Below are 25,796 nucleotides of genomic sequence, written 5' to 3'. Positions count from 1 at the left end.
GGCCCGTGACCGCCCCGGGGCCGGACCGCCCCGGTTCCCGGCAGCGGTCGAACATCTGCCCGTAGTGGACGGGACGAACGCCCCCGGAAAGGCACTTCGTTCACCCGAAGGTGCTAATCCGGGGGCGTCCGCGCAACGCAATACGACAATGAGGCCCGCCCGGCTCGGGGCCCGACCTATTCTCCCCATTCGGCGCCGGTGCGATCCGGCACCCGGCTCGCACGCCACAGGGGGAGGAGGCCGCCATGCGGGAACTTCCGCCGGGCGCGCGCTCCTGTGTCCTGTGCGCCGTCCTCGCCGCGTGCGCGTGCGCCGCCCCGGCCCTGGCGGACCCCGGCTCGCCGTGGGCGGCCGTGACCCTGCTCGCCGTGGTCTACCTCGGCTGCGAACTGGTCAGGAGCTGCCCGCTGCTGGGCAGCCGGGTGCCCGAGGGCATCGGCTCCTTCTTCCCCGTCCTGCTGGCCGCCGTCTTCCTGCTGCCGCCCGCCGCCGCCGCGCTCGTCGCGGTGCCCGGGGGGCTGGCCCAGACGGTCACCGAGCGGCCCGCCCCGGTCCGCCGGGTGTGGCACGCCGCGCAGCAGGCCGTCGCCGCCTGGGCCGCCGGAGGGGTGTACGGGCTGCTGGGCGGCCCGGCCGCGCTCGGCGGCACCGCCACCGGAACCTTCGGCGGGGCCGGGGGCGGCGGGGGGTCCTCCGACGGCTCCGCGCTCGCCGACTTCCCGTACGTCCTGCTCCCCGCCGCCGCCGCGGCCGTCGTCCTGTGCCTGGTGCTCACCGCCCTCGACGGGGTCGTCCTGGCCGCCGCCGAACACCGGCCCGCGGCTGCCGCCTGGCGCGGGCCGCTCACCCGCTCCCTCGCCCCGTACTGCGTGCACGGCCTCGCCGGGCTGATGATGGCCGTCCTGTGGCGCAGCCCGTACGGACTGCCGGCCGCGCTGCTCGTCCTGCTGCCGATGTACATCTCCTGCTGGGTCTTCGCCCAGTACCACCGGGAGCGCGCCGCGCACCAGGCCACCATCCGCGCCCTCGTCCAGGCCGTGGACATCAAGGACCGCTACACCCGCGGCCACAGCGAACGCGTCGGCCAGGCGTCCGCGATGATCGCCCGCGAGCTGGGCATGGCCGAGGACCGCCTCGAAACCGTCCGCATCGCCGGAATCCTGCACGACGTCGGCAAGCTCGGCGTCCCCACCCGGCTGCTGCGCAAGGACGGGCCGCTCACCGCCGAGGAGCGCCGGGTCATCGAGCTGCACCCCGAGTACGGGCACGAGATGGTGCGCGGCATCGGTTTCCTGGGGGAGGCGCGGGCCGCGATCCTGCACCACCACGAGCGGGTCGACGGCTCCGGTTACCCCTACGGGCTCGCCGGTGAGCAGATCCCGGTGCTGGCCCGGGTGGTGGCGGTGGCCGACGCCTTCGACGCGATGACCTCGACCCGCTCCTACAGCCGGGCCCGGCCGGTGCCGACCGCGCTGGCGGAGCTGGAGCGGTGCGCGGGGGCGCAGTTCGACCCGGCGATGGTGCGGGCCCTGACGGGGGCGGTCGGACGGCACGGCTGGCATCCCGTGGTCACCTCCGACGAGGACCTCCAGGTGATCCCGGCGGCCGGACCGGCGGCGCCGCCCCGGCAGGCCGCGCCGGGCGGGACCGGCGCGACGGGTGGGACCGGTGGGACCGGTGGGGCGGGTACGGGACCGGTCGCCCCCGCGGTTCCCCGTTCCGGTCCTGGAACCGGCCCCGGCCCCGGTTCCGGTTCCGGGGCGGGGCCGTGACCGGGGCCGTCGCCTGGGGCATGCGCGCGGCGACCGGTCTGGTCGCCCTCGTCGCGCTCGGCCACACCCTGTGGAGCGGTCTCACCGACCCCGGGGCCGCCCTGGCCTTCGGCGTCCTGGTCGCCGTCGGCGAGCTGGCCCGCCGCGACCACCAGGACCACCGCGACCCGGACGGACACCCCCCGGACGGGACCCGGGGGCCCGCGCCGCTGGGCTCCGCGGGCGGGCTCGCCTACGCCCTGCTGGGCCAGGAGGCGGGCCGGGCCACCCACCACGGGGTGTTCCAGACCGTCGCGGTCGTCGCCGCCGCCGCGCTGGCCGGGATCGTCCCGTACCTCGCCCGGTCCGGCGGGCCCGCCCTCGACCACCTGGTCCGCCGGGTCCTCACCGTCGCCTTCGCCGCCGTCTGCTTCCAGCCGCTCTACCACTCCGGGCGGCTGGAGCAGCGGATCGGGCAGGGCCCGTACCTGGTCCTCTTCCTGCTGCTCCTGCTCGGCCTCACCGCCCTGTGCGACGCCGTGCTCGCCGCCGCCCTCGCCGGGGCCCGGACCGGCTGGCCCTACGGCCCCCTGCTCCGCGACGAGCTGCGCGCCCAGACCGGGATCGGCTCGGCGATCTGCGCCACCGGGGCCGTGATGGCGCTCGGCGTGGCCGTCGCCGGGCTGTGGGCCCTGCCCGTCCTCAGCGTGCCCCTGCTGCTGACCCAGCTCTCCTTCCACCGGATCACCGCCATCCGCACGACCTACCGCCAGACCATCACCTCCCTGGCCCGCGCCACCGAGATCGCCGGCTGCACCCGGCCCGGCCACGCCCGCCGGGTCGCCGCCCTCAGCCGCGCGGTGGGCCGGGAGCTGGGCCTGTCGGAGCGGGAGCTGACCGTGGTGGAGTACGCGGCCCTGATGCACGACATCGGCCAGCTCTCCCTCGTCGACCCCGTCCCGGCCGGGGCCACCGCCGGGCTGCCCCCCGCCGAGGCCCGCCGGATCGCCGAGCTGGGCGGGGAGGTGGCCCGGCAGACCGGGGTGCCCGCCGAGGTCGCCGTGGTCGTGGAGCGGCAGGCGGACCCGTACCGGGAGCAGCCCTTCGCCGCCCGGATCGTGCGCGCGGTGAACGCGTACGACGACCTGGCGGGGGACTGCCGTCACCCGGGTGGCTCACTGGCCGCCCTGGAAAGGCTGCGCCTGGGCACCGGGCACGACTACCAGCCGGAAGTCGTGGAATCCCTGGCAAGGGTTCTGGCCAGGGGCGGACGCAGCGGAGTCGTTCCCGTTCCGCGTGGGTAACCCATGGGTAATGAGCGGCCGTCCGAGCGGGCATGGTTGGATGCCAGTAAGAGTGTCCGCAAGGCTGCACCGTTGTCCCCCGGCCACCGCCGGGAGGGTGCCCCCAGGCAGGCGGGAAACGTGAGGATCTTCGGGAAGGTACGGCATCGGCCCTCCGCCTCGTGGCGGCAGGCCACCGACCGCGCGTTCACGCTGATCGGTGACGGCCGGTACGAGGATGCGGGCGCGCTCCTGACCAGGGCCGCGGACCTGGAGCCCTGGCTCTCGGAGTCCTGGTTCAACCTGGCCCTGCTGCACAAGTTCCGGCACGACTGGGAACAGGCGCGGGCCGCCGGGCTGCGCGCCGTGGCCCTGCTGGACCGGGAGGCCGGCGCCCCGGACTGGTGGAACGTGGGCATCGCCGCGACCGCGCTCCAGGACTGGCCGCTGGCCCGCCGGGCCTGGCAGGCGTACGGGCTGAAGGTGCCCGGGGACCCGCACGGCGCGGGCTCCGGCGGCGGCAGGCACGGCGGCGAACCCGTCGGCATGGACCTCGGCAGCGCCGCCGTCCGGCTCTCGCCCGAGGGCGAGGCCGAGGTGGTCTGGGGCCGCAGGCTCGATCCGGCCCGGATGGAGGTCCTCTCGATCCCGCTGCCCTCCTCGGGGCGGCGCTGGGGCGAGGTCGTCCTGCACGACGGGGTCCCGCACGGCGAACGGATCACCGCGGCCGGGCCCTCCTACCCCGTCTTCGACGAGATCGAGCTGTGGGCGCCCTCGCCGGTGCCGACCTGGGTGGTGCTGCTGGAGGCGGCCACCGAGGAGGACCGGGACGCGCTGGAGCGGCTGGCCTCGGACGCGGGCTTCGCCGCCGAGGACTGGTCCTCCTCCGTCCGGCTGCTCTGCCGGACCTGCTCGGAGAGCGCCATGCAGAGCGACGAGGGCGAGGGCTGGCACCTGGACCCGCACGACCACAGCGAACCGGGACATCCCGGACCACTGGGGCACCGTACGGCCGGTTCCGGCCCGCTCTGGGTGCCCGAGCGCGAATGCGGGATCGCGGCGCCGGCCGGGCTGGTGCGCGGACTGCTCGACGGCTGGGTCGCGGACAGCCCGGACAGCCGCGAGTGGCGCGATCTCGAAGAAGTCTGCTGAACCGGGCCTTAGGCTGTACGGGCACATCGGTGGCCATCGGTGACTGGGACTTACGGAAGGCGTACGGCGGACATGGCGCAGCAGGAGAACGAGGTTGTCGAGGTGAACGACGGGTACGTCGTGGACACCGAGGACTGTGAGGCGCGCGAGCTCGCCCACCGCGAGCGCGGCACCGCCCGCCCGATCACGGTGGTCGGCAACCCGGTCCTGCACCGGGAGTGCAAGGACGTCACCGAGTTCGGCGACGAGCTGGCCCGGCTGATCGACGACATGTTCGCCAGCCAGAAGGCCGCCGAGGGCGTGGGCCTGGCCGCGAACCAGATCGGCGTGGACGCGAAGGTCTTCGTCTACGACTGCCCGGACGACGACGGCAACCGCCACACCGGTGTCGTGATCAACCCCAAGCTCGTCGAGCTCCCGGCCGGCGCGCGGGTGCTGGACGACTCGAACGAGGGCTGCCTGTCGGTCCCGACCGCCTACGCCGCGCTGGCCCGCCCGGACCACGCCGAGGTCGAGGGCCAGGACGCGCGGGGCAACCCGATCAAGGTGCGCGGCACCGGCTACTTCGCCCGCTGCCTCCAGCACGAGACCGACCACCTGTACGGGTACCTGTACATCGACCGGCTCTCGAAGCGGGACCGCAAGGACGCCCTGCGCCAGATGGAAGAGGGCACCCCGCGGTACGAGACCGTCCCCAACGCCTGACCCGCACGAGGTCCCGTACGAGGGCTCGTACGAGCACCCGCACGGCAAGCGCCCCCCGGCCCATCGGCCGGGGGGCGCTTCGGGTGCTGCGGGGCCCTAGTGCTGTGACCGGAAAGGTTCACCGGCCCTCGACGCCCGGCACGGCGCCTCGCCGCGTTGTCGGACCACGCAAGTACGTCCAGTACAAGCCGTGGCCCTCCGCCTTGCGATCCACCGCACCGGACGCCGCGGGCCTACCGGCAAACCTTTCCGGTCACAGCACTAGAAGTCCTCGTCCAGGTCGACCGTGCCCTCCACGGCGACCTGGTAGGCCGACGGGCGGCGCTCGAAGAAGTTGGTCAGCTCCTGGACGCCCTGGAGCTCCATGAACGAGAACGGGTTCTGCGAGCCGTACACCGGCGGGAAGCCGAGACGGACCAGACGCTGGTCCGCGACGCACTCCAGGTACTCGCGCATCGACTCGGTGTTCATGCCCGGCAGGCCGTCACCGCACAGGTCGCGGCCGAACTGGAGCTCCGCCTCGACGGCCTCCTTCAGCATGTCGACGACCTGCTGCTGGAGGGCGTCGTCGAAGAGCTCCGGCTCCTCCTTGCGGACCGTGTCCACGACCTCGAACGCGAAGTTCATGTGCATGGTCTCGTCACGGAAGACCCAGTTGGTGCCGGTGGCCAGGCCGTGCAGCAGACCGCGGGAGCGGAACCAGTACACGTAGGCGAAGGCGCCGTAGAAGAACAGGCCCTCGATGCAGGCGGCGAAGCAGATCAGGTTCAGCAGGAAGCGACGGCGGTCGGCCTGCGTCTCCAGCTGGTCCAGCTTCTCGACCTCGTTGATCCACTTGAAGCAGAACTGCGCCTTCTCGCGGATCGAGGGGATCTCCTCGACCGCGTCGAACGCGGCCGCGCGGTCGTCCGGGTCGGGAAGGTAGGTGTCGAGCAGCGTCAGGTAGAACTGGACGTGCACGGCCTCCTCGAAGAGCTGGCGGCTCAGGTAGAGCCGGGCCTCCGGGGAGTTGATGTGCTTGTACAGGGTCAGCACGAGGTTGTTCGAGACGATCGAGTCGCCCGTCGCGAAGAACGCGACGAGACGGCCGATCATGTGCTGCTCACCGGGCGTCAGCTTGGCGAGGTCGGCCACGTCCGAGTGGAGGTCGACCTCCTCCACGGTCCAGGTGTTCTTGATCGCGTCCCGGTAGCGCTCGTAGAAGTCCGGGTAGCGCATGGGACGCAGGGTCAGTTCGAAGCCCGGGTCGAGCAGGTTCTTCTTCTTGTTGTCAGTGGTGCTCATTACTGGCATGCCTCGCAGGACTCGGGGTTCTCAAGGGAGCAGGCGAGCGCCTCCGCGTCGGCGGCGGCCTGCGGGAGCACCGCGGGGGCGGCGGCCTGCGCGGCCCTGGCGATCTTCGTCGCCGGGCGCGAGCGCAGGTAGTAGGTCGTCTTCAGACCCATCTTCCAGGCGTACGCGTACATCGAGCTGAGCTTGCCGATGGTGGGCGTCTCCAGGAACAGGTTCAGCGACTGCGACTGGTCGAGGAACGGCGTACGGTCCGCCGCCATGTCGATCAGGCCGCGCTGCGGGATCTCCCACGCCGTGCGGTACAGCTCGCGCACCTCGGCCGGAATCCAGCCGAATCCCTGCACCGAGCCGCTGGCGTCGCGCAGCGCCTCGCGGGTCTGGGCGTCCCAGACGCCGAGCTGCTTCAGCTCGTTCACCAGGTAGGCGTTGACCTGGAGGAACTCACCGCTGAGCGTCTCGCGCTTGAAGAGGTTGGAGACCTGCGGCTCGATGCACTCGTACACACCGGCGATCGAGGCGATCGTCGCGGTCGGGGCGATGGCCAGCAGCAGCGAGTTGCGCATGCCGGTCGTGGCGATCCGGGTGCGCAGCGCGTCCCAGCGCTCCGGCCAGTTCAGCTCGACCTGGTAGTGGTCCGGGTGCAGGACGCCGCGGGCGGTACGGGTCTGCTCCCAGGCCGGGAGCGGGCCGCTGCGCTCGGCGAGGTCGCAGGACGCCTCGTAGGCGGCGAGCATGACGCGCTCGGAGAGCTTGGTCGACAGTGCCTTCGCCTCGGGGGAGTCGAAGGGCAGCCGCAGCTTGAAGAAGACGTCCTGGAGGCCCATCGCGCCCAGGCCCACCGGCCGCCAGCGGGAGTTGGAGCGCCCGGCCTGCTCGGTCGGGTAGAAGTTGATGTCCACGACGCGGTCGAGGAAGGTCACGGCGGTGCGGACGGTCTCGTCCAGCCGCTCCCAGTCGATCTCCCCGTCGACGACGAAGGCGCCCAGGTTGACCGAGCCGAGGTTGCAGACGGCGGTCTCGCCGTCGTTGGTGACCTCGATGATCTCGGTGCAGAGGTTGGAGGAGTGGACGACCGCGCCCGGCTCGGCGGTCTGGTTCGCCGTCCGGTTGGAGGCGTCCTTGAAGGTCATCCAGCCCTGGCCGGTCTGGGCGAGGGTGCGCATCATCCGGCCGTACAGGTCACGGGCGGGGATGGTCTTGCGGGCGAGCCCGTCGGCCTCGGCCTTGCGGTAGGCGGCGTCGAACTCGTCGCCCCACAGGTCGACCAGCTCGGGCACGTCGGCGGGGGAGAACAGCGACCAGTCGGCGTCGGAGTTCACGCGGCGCATGAACTCGTCCGGCACCCAGTGGGCCAGGTTCAGGTTGTGGGTGCGGCGCTGGTCCTCACCCGTGTTGTCGCGGAGCTCCAGGAACTCCTCGATGTCCGCGTGCCAGGTCTCCAGGTAGACGGCGGCGGCGCCCTTGCGACGGCCGCCCTGGTTCACGGCGGCGACGGAGGCGTCGAGGGTCTTCAGGAACGGCACGATGCCGTTGGAGTGCCCGTTGGTGCCACGGATCAGCGAGCCGCGGGCGCGGATGCGGGAGTACGAGAGACCGATGCCGCCGGCGTGCTTGGAGAGGCGGGCGACCTGGTGGTAGCGGTCGTAGATCGAGTCCAGCTCGTCCAGCGGGGAGTCCAGCAGGTAGCAGGAGGACATCTGCGGGTGCCGGGTGCCCGAGTTGAAGAGCGTGGGGGAGGACGGCAGGTAGTCGAGGCGGCTCATCAGCCGGTACAGCGAGGCCACTTCCTCGACGGCGCGGACGCTGTCGTCCTCCGCGAGACCGCAGGCCACGCGCAGCATGAAGAACTGCGGGGTCTCCACGACCTGGCGGGTGATCGGGTGGCGCAGCAGGTAGCGGCTGTGCAGGGTGCGCAGGCCGAAGAAGCCGAAGCGGTCGTCGGCGCCCTCGGCGAGCGTCAGCTCGACCAGCGAGTCCAGGCGGTTCGCGTGGGTCCGGACGAACTCCGCCGTGCGGTCGGCGATGAGCCCCTCGCGGTGGCCGACCTCGACGGAGGCGGAGAAGGAGGTGGCCCCCTGGCCGGCGGCCTCGTCGGCGACGGCCAGCGTCAGCAGCCGGGCGGCGAGCCGGGAGTACGCCGGGTCCTCCGAGATCAGACCGGCGGAGGCCTCGGTGGCCAGCCCGCGCAGCTCGGCCTCGTCCGCGACGGAGCTGCGCCCGCGCAGGGCGGCGGCGGCGACCCGGCCGGGGTCGGTGTCGGGGAGGTCGGCGGTCAGCTCGGTGAGGGTACGCAGCAGCGCGGCCCCGGGCCCCCCGGGCTCGGCCGAGGTCTCGGAGTGGGCGGACTCGGCGCGCGGTGCGGCAGGCGCGATGGTCACGGGGGGAGCTCTCCCTCGCTCGGCCCGGTCATCGGCGGGGCGGGGCGCGGGCAGGCGCACGCGGGCTCGCAGGTGCGCCGCCCCGAGGGGCGGTCCGTACGTGCGCCGCATGGCGTCCACCGGCCCAACCGCGAGGCCCGGACATATCGGCACCCGGTTCGGTCGAGCCGGGCGCGCTGTCGGCAGGTCCTCGGACTGCGGTTACACCAATGGGTGTACTTCATACCGTTGCGGGACAGTTCCGGATTCGCACCGGATTCCCCTGCGGCGACAGCAGCCATGAGCATACATGTGGGGGCGACCTCATGCGGTAGCCCCCACATGTTGTGTCGGCGTGGCTACAACTTCAACCGATAGGTGAGCAAGGTGATGCCGGGTACGGGGGCCCAGTCCCGCTCCGGGGTCCGGGTGAAACCGAGCCGTCCGTAGATCCGGTGGGCCCCGAGCATGGCCTCCTGGGTGGAGAGCACCAGGTGTGTGACCCCCTCCAGGGCCCGTGCGAGGTCCACGCAGACGCGCACCAGGGCCTCGCCCGCACCCCGCCCACGGGCCTCCCGGGCGACGGCCAGCATCCGGAACTCGGCCTCGCCCGGACCCGCGATGTCGGCCAGCGGGCTCCCGGGTGCGGCGAAGGTCACCCCGCCGAGGACCCGCCCGCCGTCCAGGGCGACGAGCACCCGCGCGTCCGGGTCCGCGGCCCGGCCGGCGACGGCGCGCAGCTCGCCGAGGTAGCCGTCGTCCTCGCCCGAGCGCAGCAGCCCGTCACCCAGGTACGCCCCCGCGGTGATCTCTCCCAGCTCTTCGTACTCGGCGGGCAGCGCCGCCCTGATCACTATGTCCATGCGGTGAGTGTTCCAGCCGCGGTGCGCGTGCCGGACGGGCCGCCGCCCCGGGCCGCCCCCGCCGGGTGCGCCGCAGGCCCCCGCCGGGTGCGGCGGGGGCCTGCGGCATGCCTGAGGACGTCGTTCAGCAGCAGCGGAAGCCCTCGCGGGGGTCCGCCTCGCGGGCGTCCGTGCGGGCGCGTTCGAAGGCCCGGCGGGTCAGGACCTGGGCCTGCGGGTCGTGGGAGCGCGTGTGGGCGACGTACCGGTCGTACGCGGCCTCGCCCGAGAACTCGCGGACGTAGAACCGGGCCGTCGCCAGCGCCCGGCGCACGCGTGCCGCCGTGCGCCCCTTCCCCGCGCCGCGCGGACGCCCGGCCCCGCGCGCGCTGACGGCCTCGCGCCCGCGCACGTCGTCGGTTCCGCGCCCGCTCATGACGCCGCGGGCTCCTTCACGCGCCCGCCGCCCGGTTCGAGACCCGCCGCGGCCAGCTCGGCCTTCTCCTCGGCGGTCGCGAAGAGCCCGGCCGGGGCGACGATCTTCGACTCGGTCCACGGGACCTCGGAGAGCTTGACGGTCTCCGGGCGGGCGATGGCCTTGAAGCAGGTCCGGGCCGCGTCCACCAGCACGATGACGATCAGGACCGCGAACAGCACCGACAGCACCCCGTCCACGGTGGCGTTGGTGACCACGGTGTGCATCTCGTCCATGGTCTTCGCGGGCGGCAGCACCTTGTCGGCGTCGATCCCGGCCTGGTACTTGTCGCGCTGCGCGAAGAAGCCGACCTTCACGTCCTCCGAGAAGATCTTCTGATAACTCGCGGTGAGCGTGACCGCCACGTCCCACGCCAGCGGGACGCCCGTCACCCACGCCCACTTGAGCCGCCCGGACTTGACCAGCAGCGTGGTGCAGACGGCCAGGGCGACCGCCGCGAGGAGCTGGTTCGCGATCCCGAACAGCGGGAAGAGCTGGTTGATGCCGCCCAGCGGGTCCTTGACGCCGACCCACAGGAAGTAGCCCCAGCCGCCCACGACGATCGCGCTCGCGAACCAGACGCCGGGCTTCCAGCTGACGTCCCGGAAGGACTTGTGCACGTTGCCCAGGGTGTCCTGGAGCATGAAGCGGCCGACCCGGGTGCCCGCGTCGACCGTCGTCAGGATGAACAGGGCCTCGAACATGATGGCGAAGTGGTACCAGAACGCCTTCATCCCCGCCCCGCCGATCACGGCCGAGAAGATCTCCGCCATTCCGAGTGCGAAGGTCGGCGCGCCACCCGTACGGGAGAGCAGGCTGGTCTCCTCGACGTCCTTGGCGGCCTGCGCGAGGGCCTCCGGGGAGATCGCGAAGCCGAAGTTGGTCACCGCCTGCGAGGCGGTCTCGACGGTGGTGCCGATGACACCGGGCGGGGAGTTCACCGCGAAGAAGAGGCCGGGCTCGATGATGCAGGCCGCGATCATCGCCATGATGGCGACGAAGGACTCGGTGAGCATCGCGCCGTAGCCGATGACCCGGACCTGGGTCTCCTTCTGGATCATCTTCGGGGTGGTGCCCGAGGCGACCAGCGAGTGGAAGCCGGACAGCGCGCCGCAGGCGATGGTGATGAAGACGAACGGGAACATCGAGCCGGCGAAGACGGGGCCGTCGCCGCGGCTCGCGAACTCGGTGACCGCGGGCATCTTCAGGGTAGGCATCGCGATGACCACGCCCAGCGCGAGCAGGGCGATGGTGCCGACCTTCATGAAGGTGGAGAGGTAGTCACGGGGCGCGAGCAGCATCCACACCGGCAGCACCGAGGCGACGAAGCCGTACGCGACCATCCAGATGACCAGCGTCTCCTTCTCCAGGGTGAAGGTGTCCGCCCAGGAGGACTCGGCGACCCAGCCGCCCGAGACGATCGCGAGCAGCAGCAGCGCGACGCCGATGAGGGAGACCTCGGTGACCCGGCCCGGCCGCAGCACGCGCAGGTAGAAGCCCATGAAGAGGGCGATCGGGATGGTCATGCCGATGGAGAAGACGCCCCAGGGCGAGTGCGCCAGCGCGTTGACGATGACTAGGGCCAGCACCGCCAGCAGGATGACCATGATGGCGAAGACGGCGACCAGGGCGGCGGCCCCGCCGACCGGCCCGATCTCGTCCCGTGCCATCTGGCCGAGGGAACGCCCGTCGCGGCGGGTGGAGAAGAAGAGCGTGACCATGTCCTGGACGGCGCCCGCGAAGATGACGCCCGCGACGATCCAGATCGTGCCCGGCAGGTAGCCCATCTGCGCGGCCAGCACGGGCCCGACGAGCGGTCCGGCTCCGGCGACGGCGGCGAAGTGGTGGCCGAAGAGCACCCGGCGGTCGGTCGGGTGGAAGTCGACACCGTTGTCAAGACGTTCGGCGGGGGTGGCCCGGGTCCTGTCCACCTTCAGGACGCGGCGCGAGATGAAGCGCGCGTAGAACCGGTAGCCGATCGCGTACGAGCCCAGTGCGGCGGCGAGCAGCCAGGCGGCCGAGATCTCCTCGCCGCGCGAGAGGGCGAGCACGCCCCAGCCGACGGCGCCGACGAGCCCGACGAGCGACCAGACGGCGACCGACTTCGGGGAGAGCCGTCCGCCGCGCGTTCCCGGCGGGTCCGTGGCCGCACCGCCCGGCCCGGACGGCGAGCCCGGTGCGGTCACCGGACTCGCCATGGCCCGTTCTGTTCCAGTTGATTCCGGTTCGGGCATGGGTTTCGTCCCCTCGTCGATCATCTGCGTGAGCGCAGGGAATCTACGGGGGCGCGACCGCTGGGCGTAAGACCCCGTCCGCATCCCGGTACCGGAATCCACCGGGGCCCGGGCCGGGGGACACCCGCGCCGGAGCCGGAATCGAGAAGCGGCACCCCTACGGGACCCCTACGGCACCCCTACGGCACCCGGAACGGAACCGGAACGGAACCGAAAGGAGACCCGGGGCGGGACCCGGGACGGGAACCTGGAGCGGGAACCCGGAAGGGGGGTAGGGGCAAGGGCAGGGACAGGAGCGGGGAACGGGGAGCGCGGGGCCGAATCCGGCGCGGCGTCAGACGGCGGGCCGCTGGAGCCTGGCGACGAACTTGTACCGGTCCCCGCGGTACACCGAGCGCACCCACTCCACCGGTTCTCCTTCGGCGTCCAGCGAGTGCCGGGAGAGCATGAGCATCGGCAGCCCGACGTCGGTGCCGAGCAGGCCGGCCTCGCGCGGGGTGGCCAGCGAGGTCTCGATCGTCTCCTCGGCCTCGGCCAGGCGGACGTCGTACACCTCGGCGAGGGCGGTGTAGAGGGAGGTGTACTTGACGAGCGAACGGCGCAGCGCGGGAAAGCGTTTGGCCGAGAGGTGCGTGGTCTCGATGGCCATCGGCTCGCCGCTGGCCAGGCGCAGCCGCTCGATGCGCAGGACCCGTCCGCCGGTGGTGATCTTGAGCAGTGCGGCGAGGGTGTCGTCGGCCGTCACGTACCCGATGTCCAGGAGCTGGGAGGCCGGTTCGAGACCCTGGGCCCGCATGTCCTCCGTGTACGAGGAGAGTTGGAGGGGCTGGGACACCTTGGGCTTGGCGACGAAGGTCCCCTTGCCCTGGATGCGTTCCAGCCGGCCCTCGACGACGAGTTCCTGGAGGGCCTGGCGGACGGTGGTCCTGGAGGTGTCGAACTCGGCGGCCAGGGTGCGTTCGGGCGGGACCGGGGTGCCGGGGGGAAGGGTGTCGGTCATGTCGAGCAAGTGCCGCTTGAGCCGGTAGTACTTGGGCACACGCGCCGTGCGAGTGGCTGCCCCGCCTTCCGGCTCCGTGATCGCCCCTTCGGTGGCCATCGCCGCCCGCCTTCCCGACTCCAGTTTCGCTGCCGTCACCGGCTCCTCCGATATGTGCGGTCACATCGTGACACGTACGGGAGGACGGGCCTTCTCCCTCCCCAGGTGTCGGTCCGATAACGGACCGAGTACCCGCTCATTAGACCCTTGACACCCCTAAAGGTCTAGGCCAAGCTCCGGTTACTGGTCTAAACCAATCTGGATCGGCTCCCAGCCCCCACGTGCAGTACTTCGCGTAGGTCACCGCAGCGGGCAAGGGAAGTGCAGGCAGGCATCCCTGAGGAGGGTGGCGTGAAGCGCAAGCTCATCGTGGCGGTCAGTGTCGCGGGCATGATGGCCGGAGTCGCGGCATGTGGCGGCGGCAGTGGCAGCGAGGGTAAGAGCGGCAAGACCGAGGCGGCTTCCAAGGAGCTGACGGTCTGGACGATGAACGGCTCTGCGCCGAAGGCCTGGATCGACGAGGTCAACAAGGAGTTCGCGGCCAAGCACCCCGGCGTCACGGTCAAGGTCGTGGAGCAGGAGTGGACGGACATCCAGACGAAGATCACCGCTGCCCTCTCCGAGAACACCCCCCCGGACGTTCTTGAGCTCGGCAACACCCAGACCGTCGGTTACGCGGTCACCGGTGGTCTCGCCGACCTGACGGCCGACAAGGCCAAGCTCGGCGGCGACGCCTGGTCGAAGGGCATGCTCGCCTCGGGTGAGGTCGACGGCAAGCTCTACGCCGCCCCGTGGTACGCGGCCAACCGCCTCGTCATCTACGACAAGAAGGCCTACGAGAAGGCCGGCATCACCCCGCCGAAGACCCGCGACGAGTGGGTGGCCAACCTGGAGAAGCTGAAGACGTCGGACCCGTCCTCGCAGCCGATCTACCTGCCCGGCCAGAGCTGGTACGTCCTCGCGGGTCTCATCTGGGACGAGGGCGGCGACCTCGCCGTCAAGGACGGCGCCAAGTGGAAGGGCCAGCTGAGCACCCCGCAGGCCGCCTCGGCGATGGAGTTCTACAAGAAGCTCCAGTCCTACTCCACGGCCCCCAAGGACAAGGACGAGGCGCTCCCGCAGCAGTCCACCGACGTCATCCCCAAGGGTGGTGTCGCCTCCTGGATCGGTCTCGGCTGGGAGGCCCAGGGCGCGCTGAAGGCCCTGAAGGCCGCGGGCAAGGACACCGAGTTCGGCTACTTCCCGATCCCGGGCAAGACCGCTGACAAGCCCGGCTCCGTCTTCCTCGGCGGCTCGAACCTCGCCGTGGCCGAGCGCTCCAAGAACAAGGAGCTCGCCAAGGAGTGGCTGGCCCTCGCCGCCGGCAAGGACCAGATGACCAAGTACGCCGTCGCCACCGAGGGCGCGCTGCTCCCGAACCAGGCGTCCGCGAACTTCGCCGCCGCTCCGGGCTCCTTCGCCGAGAGCATGGCCAAGGCCGCCGTCTCCGGCAAGATCACCCCGGTCACCGCGGGCTGGGGCGCCGTCGAGACCGAGCCCAACCCGATCAAGCAGTTCATGACCAAGGTCCTGAAGGGCGAGGACGTCGCCAAGGCGGGCGCGGACGCGGACAAGGAAATCGCGAGCCGCATCAACAAGTAACACCCCGCGGCACCAGCCGTAACCCGTAGTACCAGCTGTCACCGCAGTACCAGTTGTGAACGCACCGGGGGGTGCGGCGGGCGCCCGGCGGCGCCCGCCGTACCCCCGGTCGCGCATTGACAGACGGATGCGCCGCCCGCCCGATGCCGAGCTGGCGGGCGCCGGTCGCCACAGTCAACCGCGAGGAATCAAGACATGACCGTGCACTCCCAGGGAGCGGCGAGTCCCGCTCCAGCGGACGCACCACAGAAGTCCGTCGGGCCGATCGAGCCGCCGCCCACCGGAGCCAAGGGGGCGTCCCCGTCTCCTCGCGGCGGCCGAAAGTCACTCCCCTCGGGGTGGCTGCCCTATCTGCTGGTCGCCCCTGCCGTCATCGGCATGGCCGGCCTGCTCCTGTACCCGCTGATCAAGAACGTGATCCTGTCCTTCCAGGACATCAACAAGGTCGAGTTCATCCAGCGCAAGTACCCCCTCGCGGGATTCGACAACTACACGCAGCTGCTGACCGACTCGCAGTTCTGGACCGTCGTGGTCCGGAGCTTCGCGTTCACCGCTGCCAACGTCGTCCTGATCATGGTGCTCGGCGGCCTCATCGGCATCCTGCTGAACAGGCTCGGCAAGTGGATGCGCCTGGTCCTGTCGATCGGGCTGGTACTGGCCTGGGCCATGCCGGTCGTCGCCTCCGTGACCATCTTCAGATGGCTCTTCGACGAGCAGTTCGGCGTCGTCAACTGGGTGATGCGCACGCTCGGCTTCTCCGGTTACGAACAGCACAACTGGTTCGAGAGCGGCATCGCCACCCTGACGATCGTCACGGTCCTCGTCGTCTGGGGCTCCATCCCCTTCGTCGCCCTCAACATGTACGCCGCGCTGACCACGGTCGGCGGCGAACTGTACGAGGCCGCGCGGATGGACGGCGCCAACGGCTGGCAGACCTTCTGGCAGATCGTCTTCCCGATCCTCAAGCCGTTCTTCCTCGTCACCACCTTCCTCGAAGTGATCTGGGTCTTCAAGGCGTTCACGCAGGTCTACGCGATGAACTTCGGCGGCCCCGACCGCGCCTCCGAGATCCTCCCGGTCTTCGCCTACATCGAGGGCCAGAGCCAGTCCCACTACGGTCTCGCCGCGGCGATCTCGGTCCTGACGATCGTGATGCTCATCATCGTCATGTCCTTCTACTTCCGCCTGATCCTGAAGGAGGAGAAGGAGCAGTGAGCACCACCACCGCCACTCCGCAGAAGCCGGCCCAGCAGTTGCGCAAGCGCCGCCCGGTCCGTCCCGCCGCGATCGCGAAGAACCTCGGGGCCCTCGTCCTCGCCGTGATCTTCGTCTTCCCGGTCTACTGGATGTTCTCCTCGTCGCTCAAGCCGGGACACGAGATCCTCTCCAAGGACCCCGTCTTCGTCTTCACGCCGACGCTCCAGAACTTCACCAAGGCCACCGGGGTCGACCTGTTCTGGACGTACGTCATGAACAGCGTGCTCGTCACCGTCAGCGCCGTGCTGCTGGCCCTGCTCGTGGCCCTCGCCGCCAGCTTCGCCATCGCCCGCATGAAGTTCAGGGGCCGCAAGGGCCTGGTCCTCGCGGTGATGATGGCGCAGATGGCCCCCTGGGAGGTCATGGTCATCGCGATGTACATGATCGCCCGTGACGCCGAGATCCTGAACAACCTCCTGGTGCTCTCCGCGATCTACTTCGTGATGGTCCTCCCCTTCACCATCTGGACCCTGCGCGGCTTCATCGCCGCCGTCCCGGTCTCCCTGGAGGAGGCCGCCCAGATAGACGGCTGCACCCGCGGCCAGGCGTTCCGCAAGGTGATCTTCCCCCTGCTCGCCCCCGGTCTGATGTCCACCTCGCTCTTCGGCTTCATCACCGCCTGGAACGAGTTCGCGATGGTCCTGATCCTCAACAAGGACAAGGCCGCGCAGACCCTGCCGCTGTGGCTGACCCAGTTCCAGACCGCGTTCGGCAACGACTGGGGCGCCACCATGGCCGCCTCCTCGCTCTTCGCGCTCCCGGTCCTGGTCATCTTCATCTTCCTCCAGCGCAAAGCGGTCGGTGGTATGACCTCCGGCGCCGTGAAGGGATAGGGCGCCATGACTTTCCTCGCGCACCGCACCGACACCCTCACCCGTGACGCCCTCGCGGTCCTCCAGCCCGGTTTCGAAGGCACCACCGCCCCGGCCTGGCTGCTCCGGCAGCTCGGCGAGGGCCTCACCTCCGTCGGGCTCTTCGGCCGCAACATCACCTCGCCCGAGCAGCTCGCCGCCCTCACCGCGCAACTGCGCGCCGAGCGCGACGACGTCCTCGTCGCCATCGACGAGGAGGGCGGCGACGTCACCCGCCTGGAGGTACGGGACGGCTCGTCCTTCCCCGGCAACCTCGCCCTGGGCGCCGTCGACGACACCGGCCTGACCCGTGACGTCGCCCACGAGCTGGGCCGCCGCCTGGCCGAGTGCGGGGTCAACCTCAACTGGGCCCCGTCCGCGGACGTCAACTCCAACCCGGACAACCCGGTCATCGGCGTCCGCTCCTTCGGCGCCGACACCCACCTCGCCGCCCGGCACACCGCCGCGTACGTCGAGGGGCTCCAGGCCGCCGGGGTCGCCGCCTGCACCAAGCACTTCCCGGGCCACGGCGACACCAACGTCGACTCGCACCACGCGCTGCCCCGCATCGACGTGGACCTCGACACCCTCCAGGCCCGCGAGCTCGTCCCCTTCAAGGCGGCCATCGCGGCCGGCACCAAGGCCGTGATGAGCGCGCACATCCTGGTGCCCTCCCTCGACCCGACCCGCCCGGCCACGCTCAGCCCGCAGATCCTGACGGGCCTGCTGCGCAAGGAGCTCGGCTACGAGGGGCTGATCGTCACCGACGGCATGGAGATGAACGCCATCGCCGGGACGTACGGCATCGAGCGCGGCTCGGTCCTGGCCATCGCGGCCGGCGCCGACGCGATCTGCGTGGGCGGCGGACTGGCCGACGAGGCGACCGTGCTCCGGCTGCGCGACGCGCTGGTCGCGGCGGTGCGGGAGGGCACGCTCCCGCAGGAGCGGCTCGCCGACGCCGCCGCCCGGGTGCGCGCGCTGGCCGAATGGACGCGGCGGTCCCGGACGGCCGCCACCGCGCCGGGCGCGCCGCAGGAGGGGAGCGCGCCCGGCATCGGTCTGACGGCGGCCCGCCGCGCGGTGACCGTCACCGGCTCGGCGGCCCCCGTCACGGCCCCGTACGTGGCCACCCTGGCCCCGGTCGTGAACTTCGCGGTGGGCCACGAGACCCCGTGGGGCATCGCCGACGAGCTGGCCGGCCTGGTCCCGGGCACCGCGTCGGGCGTCTACCGGGAGGGGGTCGCCGCCGGTGACATCCTGGCGGCGGCGGGCGGGCGCACCGTCGTCGCGGTGGTCCGCGACGAGCACCGCCACCCGTGGATGACCGAGGCCGTGGACGCGCTGGTCGCGGCCCGCCCGGAGACGGTCGTCGTCGAGATGGGCCTGCCCCGCGCCGACCCGCGCGGAGCCCTGTACGTCGCCACGCACGGCGCCTCCCGTGTCTGCGGGCGCGCCGCCGCCGAGGTCATCGCCGGGGTGTAGCACCCCGTACGCACCGGAGCCGGGCACCCCCTTCACGGGGTGCCCGGCTCCTTCGCGTTCCCGGGCGCCCGCGGGGGCCCGGCTCCCGCCCGTACGGGGGCAGGCGCGCGGGAGGCCGGGCACCCGCCCCGCGAAGGGTGGGTGCCCGGCCTCCCGGACGTGCGCGTACGCCTTACAGGCCCTGCCAGGCGGGCTTGTTGACGAAGGTGTGACGGAAGTACTCCGCCAGCTTCAGCTTCGAGGCCGCGGCCTCGTCCACGACGACGGTGGCGTGCCGGTGGAGCTGGAGCGCGGAGGCCGGGACCAGCGCGGAGAGCGGGCCCTCGACGGTCTGCGCGACCGCTTCGGCCTTGCCCTCGCCGGTGGCCAGCAGCACCAGGTGGCGGGCGTCGAGGATGGTGCCGATGCCCTGGGTGATGACGTGGTGCGGCACCTGGTCTATGTCGTTGTCGAAGAAGCGCGCGTTGTCCACGCGGGTCTGCTCCGTCAGCGTCTTGATCCGGGTGCGGGAGGCCAGCGAGGAGCAGGGCTCGTTGAAGCCGATGTGGCCGTCCGTGCCGATGCCCAGGAGCTGGAGGTCGACGCCACCGGCGGCGGCGAGCGCCTGGTCGTACGCCTCGCAGGCGCCGACGATGTCCTCGGCGGAGCCGTCCGGGCCCATGAAGGAGGCCTCGGAGAGACCGAGGGGCTCGACGACCTCGCGCAGGACGACGGCGCGGTAGGACTCGGGGTGCCCGGCCGGCAGGCCGACGTACTCGTCGAGCTGGCAGATCCGGGTCCGGGAGGCGTCGACCCGGCCGGCCTTGACCTTGGCGGCGAGGGCCTCGTAGATGGGCAGCGGGGTAGAGCCGGTCGCCACGCCGAGCAGGGCGTCGGGCTTGCGGCGGACCAGGGCGGCCATGGCCTCCGCGATGAGCTCGCCGCCTGCCTTGGCGTCCGGGACGATGACAACTTCCACGCGGGGGCCTGCCGATCTGGAGAGGTGTGGGCATGTTGTGGTATAGACCAATCTAGCAGAGACCGCGCTCTCCGGCCGGGTCTCTCCACCGTCCTTCCATGGTGGTCTGCATCCCCGGCTCCGGCCTCCCGGGCCTCCCGACGAGCCCCCCGCACCGCCCCTGACAAGGGCGGACGGGCCGTACGGGAGGAGGCGGGACGGGGGGCGCGGCAGGGCCGCGGGCGAGGTCCGGGCGCGGTGGGCGGGTACCGGGGCGGGACACGGAACCGGGCCCCGCGCGGGCGTCTGTGTCAGGTCCGGTGTCGGCGTCGGTCCGGTGCCGGTCCGGCATCGGTCCGGGGATTCTCCGGGAAGCCCGCCCGGGGCATTCGCCGGGAGATCGCTCCGGGGAGATCACGCCACGGAACAAGGAGATCGCGCCAGGGGAATCGGGCGGTGGAATCACGCCCGGACAGTGCGCCGGGTGCCCCGGGCATTCCTCTGGGCCACGGTGCAGGACGGGACCCTCAGCCCATCCGGCACCGTAGCCCGGAGTACTCACGACCGACGGGTGTGCGGTTCCCGACGGCCGCTGGAGGTGCCTGCGCGGTCAGGGCAGAGCGCGCGGCTTACCTCGATCCGTCCTCCTGTGCGGGGAGGGCGGAAGCATGGGTCAATTGTGGACTAGACCAATCTGTTCTGTCCATCCAATGACGGGGTCTGTATTCCCGTCACTTTCTCCCACACTACGCGGCCACCCGCCGTCCCGAGGTGCTCCCGCCCATTCCCACGGGAAAAGCGCCCGGCGCCGCCCGGGGTACGCTCGCCCCGTGCCCTCCATGAACGATCTCGTACGCCAGCACACCGCTCTCGGTGAAACCGACCTGGAGTGGCTCCATCTGCTGGTCTCGGAGTGGCAGCTGCTCTCCGACCTCTCCTTCGCCGACCTCGTGCTCTGGGTGCCCACCCTCGACGGCACCCGGTACGTCTCCGTCGCGCAGATGCGCCCGAACACCGGGCCCACCTCGTACCAGGACGACATGGTCGGCCACCTCATCCCGCGGGGCCGCCGCCCGCTGCTGGACGCCGCGCTCGACGAGGGCCGGATCGTGCGCGAGGGCGACCCGGAGTGGCGCGAGGAGGTGCCCGTCCGCGTCGAGTCCATCCCCGTGCGCCGTGAGGGCCGGGTACTGGGAGTGATCGCGCGCAACACCAATCTGCTCACCGTGCGTACACCGAGCCGGCTGGAGCTGACCTACCTCCAGTCCGCCTCCGACCTGGCCCAGATGATCGCGGCGGGCTCCTTCCCCTTCCCCGGCCAGCAGGTCGACATGGACGCCTCCCCGCGCGTCGGCGACGGCCTGATACGCCTCGACGCCGACGGCGTGGTGACCTACGCCTCCCCGAACGCGCTCTCCGCCTACCACCGCCTGGGCCTCGCCTCCGACCTGGTCGGCCACCACTTGGGCGACACCACCGCCGAACTCGCCCCCTCCCGGGGCCCGGTGGACGAGGCCCTGGTCAAACTCGCCAGCGGCTGGGCCCCCCGGGAGACCGAGGTCGAGGGGAACGGCGGGGTCATCCAGCTGCGCGCCATCCCGCTGAAGCCGAAGGGGACCCGGATCGGCTCCCTCGTCCTCTGCCGCGACGTCACCGAACTGCGCCGCCGGGAACGAGAGTTGATCACCAAGGACGCGACCATCCGGGAGATCCACCACCGGGTGAAGAACAACCTCCAGACGGTGGCCGCGCTGCTGCGGCTGCAAGCCCGCCGGATGGACTCCGAGTCCGGCCGCGAGGCCCTCAACGAGGCCGTGCGCAGGGTCGGTTCGATCGCGATCGTGCACGAGACGCTCTCCCAGAACCTGGACGAGCGGGTGGAGTTCGACGAGATCGCCGACCGGGTGATCGCGATGGTCGCGGAGATCTCGCCGGGCAACGTCGACTGCCGTCGCACCGGCCGGTTCGGCATCCTGGACGCGGAGGTCGCGACCCCGCTCTCGATGGTGCTGACCGAGATCCTCCAGAACGCCCTGGAGCACGCCTTCACCCAGGGGGAGGGCGGCACCGTCAAGGTCGCCGCCATCCGCTCCGGCGCGGGCCGCGCGGACGGGCGGCTGCTGATCACGGTGGCCGACGACGGTTCGGGCCTGCCCGAGGGCTTCGACCCCCAGCGGGCCGGCAACCTCGGGCTCCAGATCGTCCGGACCCTCGTCGAGGGAGAGCTCGGCGGCACCTTCGACATGGTCCGGGCCACCCCGCGCGGCACCAAGGTCGTCCTCGACCTGCCCGTGACCCCGCAGAAGTAGCGGTCCCGCACCCGCCCCGCCCCGCGGCGCGCGACCGGTTCCGCCGGTACGGGAGCGGCGGCCGGTACGGGCGGGAACCACCGTCCGGTCCGTCACGCACGGTGACCGACCTGTTCCCGGAAAGCACTGAGCCCCGGACCCGGGGCACCCCCAGCGTGAGCTGGGGGCGATCCCGGTCCGGGGCTCAAGAGCACGTTGCTGAGCGCTGGTGTGAAAGGTTCTACGCGCTGCGTCGAGGCTCGAAAGTCGTTGTCAGGCGCTGGCGTTGCGCGCCCGGTTGCGAGCGGCGCGGCGCTTCATCGCGCGGCGCTCGTCCTCGCTGAGACCGCCCCAGACACCGGAGTCCTGGCCGGACTCGAGCGCCCACTGCAGGCACTGCTCCATGACGGGGCAGCGGCGGCAGACGGCCTTGGCTTCCTCGATCTGCAGCAGCGCAGGACCGGTGTTGCCGATGGGGAAGAAGAGTTCCGGGTCTTCCTCGCGGCAAACGGCGTTGTGACGCCAGTCCATGGCTGCTCCATCTCCTTGTATTGCGGGCAGGTTGCTTGTGAATGTGAACGCTTTCACGAATCCCCCCGTGAGGGAAGGGCGAACGCCCAGTTTCCCGGGTGCGGTCCGTGATTCGTGGAGGGGTTCTGGCGATCTTTACGGGTGCCGGATGCTGCGGGCTGTCCCGATCGCCATGTAGAGATTCGCAAACCTCGGACGGGGATACAACCCCTTCCGGAAAGTTTTTTTGGATTCGTCGGTGTCTACTAGGTCACAGCCCTACTTCTTGGGGGTGGACCGACGTGTAAACGTTCGACTGGAAGGACTTTAGGCCCTTCCACTCACACAATCACACGCAGTGCACGGCGAACGCCTGTGAACCGAACGCTGGTGCGCAGGCCGAGGTGATCTCCGTCCATCTGGAACGGGAGCGGAACCTTGGAATGCAAGGTGAAATCCGTCAGATCGTGCAGGGACACCGCATGCTTGCCGCGCGGACCCTGCTCAGGGGTCGAGGTCAGCAGCTGTGTCGCGTACCGGACGATCGCCGGAGTTGACAAACGGTTGAGCGCCAGTACGTCAAGCGCGGTATCGAACGACGCCTCCGGAGAGGCGTAGAGCGGCCGGTTGCCCAGATACGTCCAGGGCGAGGTGTTGCAGACTATCGACAGCACCAGATCCGTCACCGGCTCCTCGCCGGGCCGCTCCAGCGTGACCGTGCCGTGCCGGCGGTTCGGTTCCTCCAGGAACTGGCGCAGCAGCTGCCGCACGTACAGGCTGTGCGTCGAACGCTTGCCGCGTTCCCGCTGCTGCTCGACCCGCCCCACCACCCCCGCGTCGAAACCGAAACCCGCGCAGAAGGTGAACCAGCGCGCCGGAACCGACTCGTCCTCCGTACCCGCGATGCCCTCCGCCAGACCCAGCCCCACCGTCCGCTCGCGCCGCTCCCGCAACGCGTCCAGCAGGGCGCCGGTCGCCTCGACCGCATCGTTGGGCAGACCCAGGGCGCGCGCGAAGACATTGGTGGAGCCGCCGGGAACCACCGCGAGCCGGGGCAGCCGGTCCGGATCGGGCCCGTTGTGCAACAGCCCGTTGACCACCTCGTTGACCGTACCGTCACCGCCCAGGGCCACCACGAGATCCACATCCCGGCTCTCGGCCGCCTTGCGCCCCAGGTCGCGGGCGTGACCCCGGTACTCGGTGGTCACCGCCTCCAGCTTCATCTCACTGGCCAGGGCGTGGGTCAGGACATCACGCGTGCGCGCGCTGGTCGTCGTCGCTGCTGGGTTGGCCACGAGAAGTGCACGCATGAGCGCCAGCCTACCCACCTCGTCATATGCCGACCGTACTGCCCGTCCCTCCACCGCCACCCGGGCCCGGCTACCCTGCTGGAGTGAGTCAGAAGCAGCCCCCCGAGCCCCCCGCCCCCGCCGGACCCCCGGCCGCGCTCCCCGGCCGGCTGACCGCCGCCGCCGCGCTCACCGCCCTGGAGGGCCTGGCCCTCGCCGCCCTCGGCGTCTACATGCTGTACGTGGGCATCGCGGGGAACCCCGACTCGCCGCAGCAGGCCGAGACCGGCGCGATCACCCTCCTCGCCCTCGCCGCACTGCCGCTGACCGCCGCCCGGGGACTCCACCTGGGCCGCCGCTGGAGCCGCGGCCCGGCACTGATCACCCAGCTGATGGCGCTCCCGGTGGCCTGGACCCTGTGGAACACCGGCGGCGCCGTGACCACCGTCGCCGCCGTCGCCCTGACCCTGGCCGCCGCGGCCGTCACGGCCCTCCTGCTCAACCCGACGGCAACGGAAGCCCTGGGCATCACCTCTTCTTCTTGAGGGCTCGGTTCATCCCCCGGAACTCCGTCCGGGGGGACCCCCGCTCAGGCGCGCCCCTTCGGCTCACTCGCCCGAGGGCCGGGCCTTTCTTCGCGTGGTCGGTCTTGCTCTCAGGCGGCCCGCCTTCGGTTCACCTGCCCGGGGGCAGGGGGGACCCTTCTCCGTGGGGTCGGTCCGGGGCCTCGGAGTGGGTGGGGCGGGTGGGGCCGTACGGGTGCTGCGGGGGTGCCGGGCCCGTGAGCGGTCCTCCGTGAGTGGTACCCCGTGAGTGGTCCCCCGGGGTTACTCCTCGACGAGGAGCTTCTCGCGGAGCTGGGCCAGGGTGCGGGCCAGCAGGCGGGAGACGTGCATCTGGGAGATGCCGACCTCCTGCGCGATCTGCGACTGCGTCATGTTGCCGAAGAACCGCAGCAGCAGAATCCGCTTCTCGCGCGGGGGCAGGTCCTCCAGCAGCGGCTTGAGGGACTCGCGGTACTCGACGCCCTCCAGGGCCTCGTCCTCCGCGCCCAGGGTGTCCGCGACCGCCGGGGACTCGTCGTCGGTGTCCGGGACGTCCAGCGAGAGAGTGCTGTACGCATTGGCCGATTCCAGTCCCTCCAGCACCTCCTCCTCGGAGATCCCGAGCCGCTCGGCCAGCTCGTGCACCGTGGGGGAGCGGCCGTGCTGCTGGGAGAGTTCCGCCGTGGCCGTGGTCAGCGAGAGCCGCAGCTCCTGGAGGCGCCGGGGGACCCGTACCGCCCAGCCCTTGTCACGGAAGTGGCGCTTGATCTCGCCGACCACCGTGGGCGTGGCATAGGTGGAGAACTCGACGCCCCGGTCCGGATCGAACCGGTCCACCGACTTGATCAGGCCGATCGTCGCCACCTGGGTCAGGTCGTCCAGTGGCTCCCCGCGGTTGCGGAACCGCCGGGCCAGGTGCTCCACCAGCGGCAGGTGCATCCGGACCAGGCGGTTGCGCAGCTCCGCCTTCTGCGCCGAGCCGTCGGGCAGCGCCCGCAGCTCGATGAAGAGGGCCCGTGCGCCACTGCGGTCGCGCGGGTCCGGCAGCGGCGCGGACGCCGGGAGGAACGGCGGCGCGGACACCTGCGGCGCCGGGGGCGTGTCCGGGGCCGGGGACGCCACCGGCGCACCGGAGGCCGTGGCAGCGGCCTCCGGTGGCCGTGGCCGGTCGTGCTGGTCGTGCTGGTTCTCGCTCACAGGGCCCGCCCGTCGCTCTGCCGAGTCCAAAAAGCCGTCTTCCGCATCCGCGTCGGCCGGGTGCGGCCGGGCGTGGTGCTGTCCCGGGACGCCACCGTCGGCCTCGTGCCGCACCCGGGGCCGATCCCCGCCCCGCACCGGGACCTCCCCGCCGCTCACGCCGGGCCTGGTCCCGCGCCGCGCTGTTTGTAGAGACTGATGCTCACCGTCCGGTCCGCCTCGACCGTCGCCTCGACCTTGCCGGCCAGCGCGGACAGCACCGTCCAGGCGAACGTGTCACGCTCCGGCGCGCGCCCGTCCGTGGTCGGTGCCGAGACGGTCACCTCCAGCGAATCGTCGATCAGCCGGAAGACGCAGCTGAGGACGGAGCCCGGCACGGCCTGCTGGAGCAGGATCGCGCAGGCTTCGTCCACCGCGATGCGGAGGTCCTCGATCTCGTCGAGAGTGAAGTCCAAACGTGCCGCGAGGCCGGCCGTGGCCGTCCGCAGCACCGACAGGTAGGCACCCGCAGCGGGCAGCCGGACTTCCACGAAGTCCTGAGTCCCGGGCTCGCCTGCGATCTGGGACACCCTCACCTCCAAGGTGGTACGAGCTCTGTTCGCCGGTGACGCTATCGCGATCCGGGCGATCGTGTCGCGGCACCCCTCGTGGTACCCGTGGGGAGCGGC

At 71.5% G+C, this 25,796-nt stretch carries 21 protein-coding genes and 1 riboswitch; of the genes, 10 read left to right on the top strand and 11 right to left on the bottom strand.

The genetic code is table 11. The features are described 5' to 3' along the window. The first annotated feature begins 245 nt into the window (after positions 1–245). From ACIA5F_RS02830 to def, 4 genes are all read left to right on the top strand, one after another. Positions 246–1,772 carry an HD-GYP domain-containing protein gene (locus ACIA5F_RS02830; RefSeq protein ID WP_399348392.1) on the top strand — a complete coding sequence of 509 codons (1,527 nt, stop codon included), beginning with the start codon at positions 246–248 and terminating at the stop codon, positions 1,770–1,772. A gap of 20 nt (positions 1,773–1,792) precedes the next feature. Further along, positions 1,793–3,055, top strand: a complete 1,263-nt coding sequence (locus ACIA5F_RS02825; protein WP_399348890.1) for an HD-GYP domain-containing protein — start codon at positions 1,793–1,795, stop codon at positions 3,053–3,055. Positions 3,056–3,175: 120 nt separating this feature from the next. Beyond that, the gene (locus ACIA5F_RS02820) at positions 3,176–4,186 is read left to right on the top strand and encodes a tetratricopeptide repeat protein (protein ID WP_399348390.1); all 1,011 of its coding nucleotides are present in this window, start codon (positions 3,176–3,178) and stop codon (positions 4,184–4,186) included. A gap of 72 nt (positions 4,187–4,258) precedes the next feature. Then, positions 4,259–4,891: a peptide deformylase gene (gene def / locus ACIA5F_RS02815; protein WP_399348388.1), complete on the top strand. Its 633-nt coding sequence runs from the start codon at positions 4,259–4,261 to the stop codon at positions 4,889–4,891. A gap of 261 nt (positions 4,892–5,152) precedes the next feature. On the opposite strand, the gene ACIA5F_RS02810 is transcribed toward def, so the two are convergent. The 6 genes from ACIA5F_RS02810 to ACIA5F_RS02785 form a co-directional block, all read right to left on the bottom strand. Next, on the bottom strand, positions 5,153–6,175 hold the full coding sequence (locus tag ACIA5F_RS02810) for a ribonucleotide-diphosphate reductase subunit beta (RefSeq protein ID WP_399348386.1): 1,023 nt from the start codon (positions 6,173–6,175) through the stop codon (positions 5,153–5,155). Then, complete coding sequence (locus ACIA5F_RS02805) at positions 6,175–8,562, bottom strand: ribonucleoside-diphosphate reductase subunit alpha (RefSeq protein ID WP_399348384.1); 2,388 nt, start codon at positions 8,560–8,562, stop codon at positions 6,175–6,177. The genes ACIA5F_RS02810 and ACIA5F_RS02805 overlap by 1 nt, the downstream gene beginning before the upstream one ends. Positions 8,563–8,725: 163 nt before the next feature. Continuing rightward, positions 8,726–8,859, bottom strand: a riboswitch (cobalamin riboswitch). A 41-nt stretch (positions 8,860–8,900) separates the two neighbouring features. Then, entirely contained in the window at positions 8,901–9,404 is a 504-nt protein-coding gene (locus ACIA5F_RS02800) for a GNAT family N-acetyltransferase (protein ID WP_399348382.1), read from the bottom strand. A 124-nt stretch (positions 9,405–9,528) separates the two neighbouring features. Continuing rightward, entirely contained in the window at positions 9,529–9,717 is a 189-nt protein-coding gene (locus ACIA5F_RS02795) for a CstA-like transporter-associated (seleno)protein (protein WP_399348888.1), read from the bottom strand. A 98-nt stretch (positions 9,718–9,815) separates the two neighbouring features. Then, positions 9,816–12,056, bottom strand: a complete 2,241-nt coding sequence (locus ACIA5F_RS02790; RefSeq protein ID WP_399348380.1) for a carbon starvation CstA family protein — start codon at positions 12,054–12,056, stop codon at positions 9,816–9,818. Between the two features lie 370 nt (positions 12,057–12,426). After that, positions 12,427–13,191 carry a GntR family transcriptional regulator gene (locus ACIA5F_RS02785; protein WP_399348886.1) on the bottom strand — a complete coding sequence of 255 codons (765 nt, stop codon included), beginning with the start codon at positions 13,189–13,191 and terminating at the stop codon, positions 12,427–12,429. A 291-nt stretch (positions 13,192–13,482) separates the two neighbouring features. Between ACIA5F_RS02785 and ACIA5F_RS02780 the strand changes: the two genes are divergently transcribed. The 4 genes from ACIA5F_RS02780 (at position 13,483) to ACIA5F_RS02765 (ending at position 18,362) form a co-directional block, all read left to right on the top strand. After that, on the top strand, positions 13,483–14,772 hold the full coding sequence (locus ACIA5F_RS02780) for an extracellular solute-binding protein (protein ID WP_399348378.1): 1,290 nt from the start codon (positions 13,483–13,485) through the stop codon (positions 14,770–14,772). A gap of 195 nt (positions 14,773–14,967) precedes the next feature. Next, positions 14,968–15,987, top strand: a complete 1,020-nt coding sequence (locus ACIA5F_RS02775; RefSeq protein ID WP_399348376.1) for a carbohydrate ABC transporter permease — start codon at positions 14,968–14,970, stop codon at positions 15,985–15,987. 38 nt (positions 15,988–16,025) lie between these two features. Then, on the top strand, positions 16,026–16,862 hold the full coding sequence (locus ACIA5F_RS02770) for a carbohydrate ABC transporter permease (protein WP_399348884.1): 837 nt from the start codon (positions 16,026–16,028) through the stop codon (positions 16,860–16,862). 6 nt (positions 16,863–16,868) lie between these two features. After that, positions 16,869–18,362, top strand: coding sequence for a glycoside hydrolase family 3 protein (locus tag ACIA5F_RS02765; RefSeq protein ID WP_399348374.1), 1,494 nt, complete (start codon positions 16,869–16,871; stop codon positions 18,360–18,362). A 172-nt stretch (positions 18,363–18,534) separates the two neighbouring features. Here the strand turns inward: ACIA5F_RS02765 and nagB are convergent, their stop codons facing one another. Beyond that, on the bottom strand, positions 18,535–19,320 hold the full coding sequence (gene nagB / locus ACIA5F_RS02760) for a glucosamine-6-phosphate deaminase (protein ID WP_399348372.1): 786 nt from the start codon (positions 19,318–19,320) through the stop codon (positions 18,535–18,537). An 818-nt stretch (positions 19,321–20,138) separates the two neighbouring features. Here nagB and ACIA5F_RS02755 point away from each other — a divergent pair. Then, a complete protein-coding gene (locus ACIA5F_RS02755) occupies positions 20,139–21,608 on the top strand; it encodes a sensor histidine kinase (protein ID WP_399348882.1) in 1,470 nt (489 codons plus the stop codon). Positions 21,609–21,860: 252 nt separating this feature from the next. Here the strand turns inward: ACIA5F_RS02755 and ACIA5F_RS02750 are convergent, their stop codons facing one another. Together ACIA5F_RS02750 and ACIA5F_RS02745 are read right to left on the bottom strand one after the other, a co-directional pair. Beyond that, a complete protein-coding gene (locus ACIA5F_RS02750) occupies positions 21,861–22,118 on the bottom strand; it encodes a WhiB family transcriptional regulator (RefSeq protein ID WP_003953983.1) in 258 nt (85 codons plus the stop codon). Positions 22,119–22,438: 320 nt separating this feature from the next. After that, positions 22,439–23,407, bottom strand: a complete 969-nt coding sequence (locus tag ACIA5F_RS02745; RefSeq protein ID WP_399348370.1) for a diacylglycerol/lipid kinase family protein — start codon at positions 23,405–23,407, stop codon at positions 22,439–22,441. An 83-nt stretch (positions 23,408–23,490) separates the two neighbouring features. Between ACIA5F_RS02745 and ACIA5F_RS02740 the strand changes: the two genes are divergently transcribed. Then, a complete protein-coding gene (locus ACIA5F_RS02740; RefSeq protein ID WP_399348368.1) occupies positions 23,491–23,931 on the top strand; it encodes a hypothetical protein in 441 nt (146 codons plus the stop codon). Between the two features lie 282 nt (positions 23,932–24,213). On the opposite strand, the gene ACIA5F_RS02735 is transcribed toward ACIA5F_RS02740, so the two are convergent. Next, positions 24,214–25,287 carry a SigB/SigF/SigG family RNA polymerase sigma factor gene (locus ACIA5F_RS02735; protein WP_399348366.1) on the bottom strand — a complete coding sequence of 358 codons (1,074 nt, stop codon included), beginning with the start codon at positions 25,285–25,287 and terminating at the stop codon, positions 24,214–24,216. After that, positions 25,284–25,697 (bottom strand): anti-sigma regulatory factor, encoded by a 414-nt coding sequence (locus ACIA5F_RS02730; protein ID WP_399348364.1) that lies wholly within the window; start codon positions 25,695–25,697, stop codon positions 25,284–25,286. Before ACIA5F_RS02730 ends, ACIA5F_RS02735 begins: the two co-directional genes overlap by 4 nt. Between the last annotated feature and the right edge of the window lie 99 nt (positions 25,698–25,796).

The organism is Streptomyces sp. NPDC051567, assembly GCF_044454165.1.
Lineage (GTDB): Bacteria > Actinomycetota > Actinomycetes > Streptomycetales > Streptomycetaceae > Streptomyces.
This window is presented reverse-complemented; position numbering and strand designations above follow the sequence as displayed.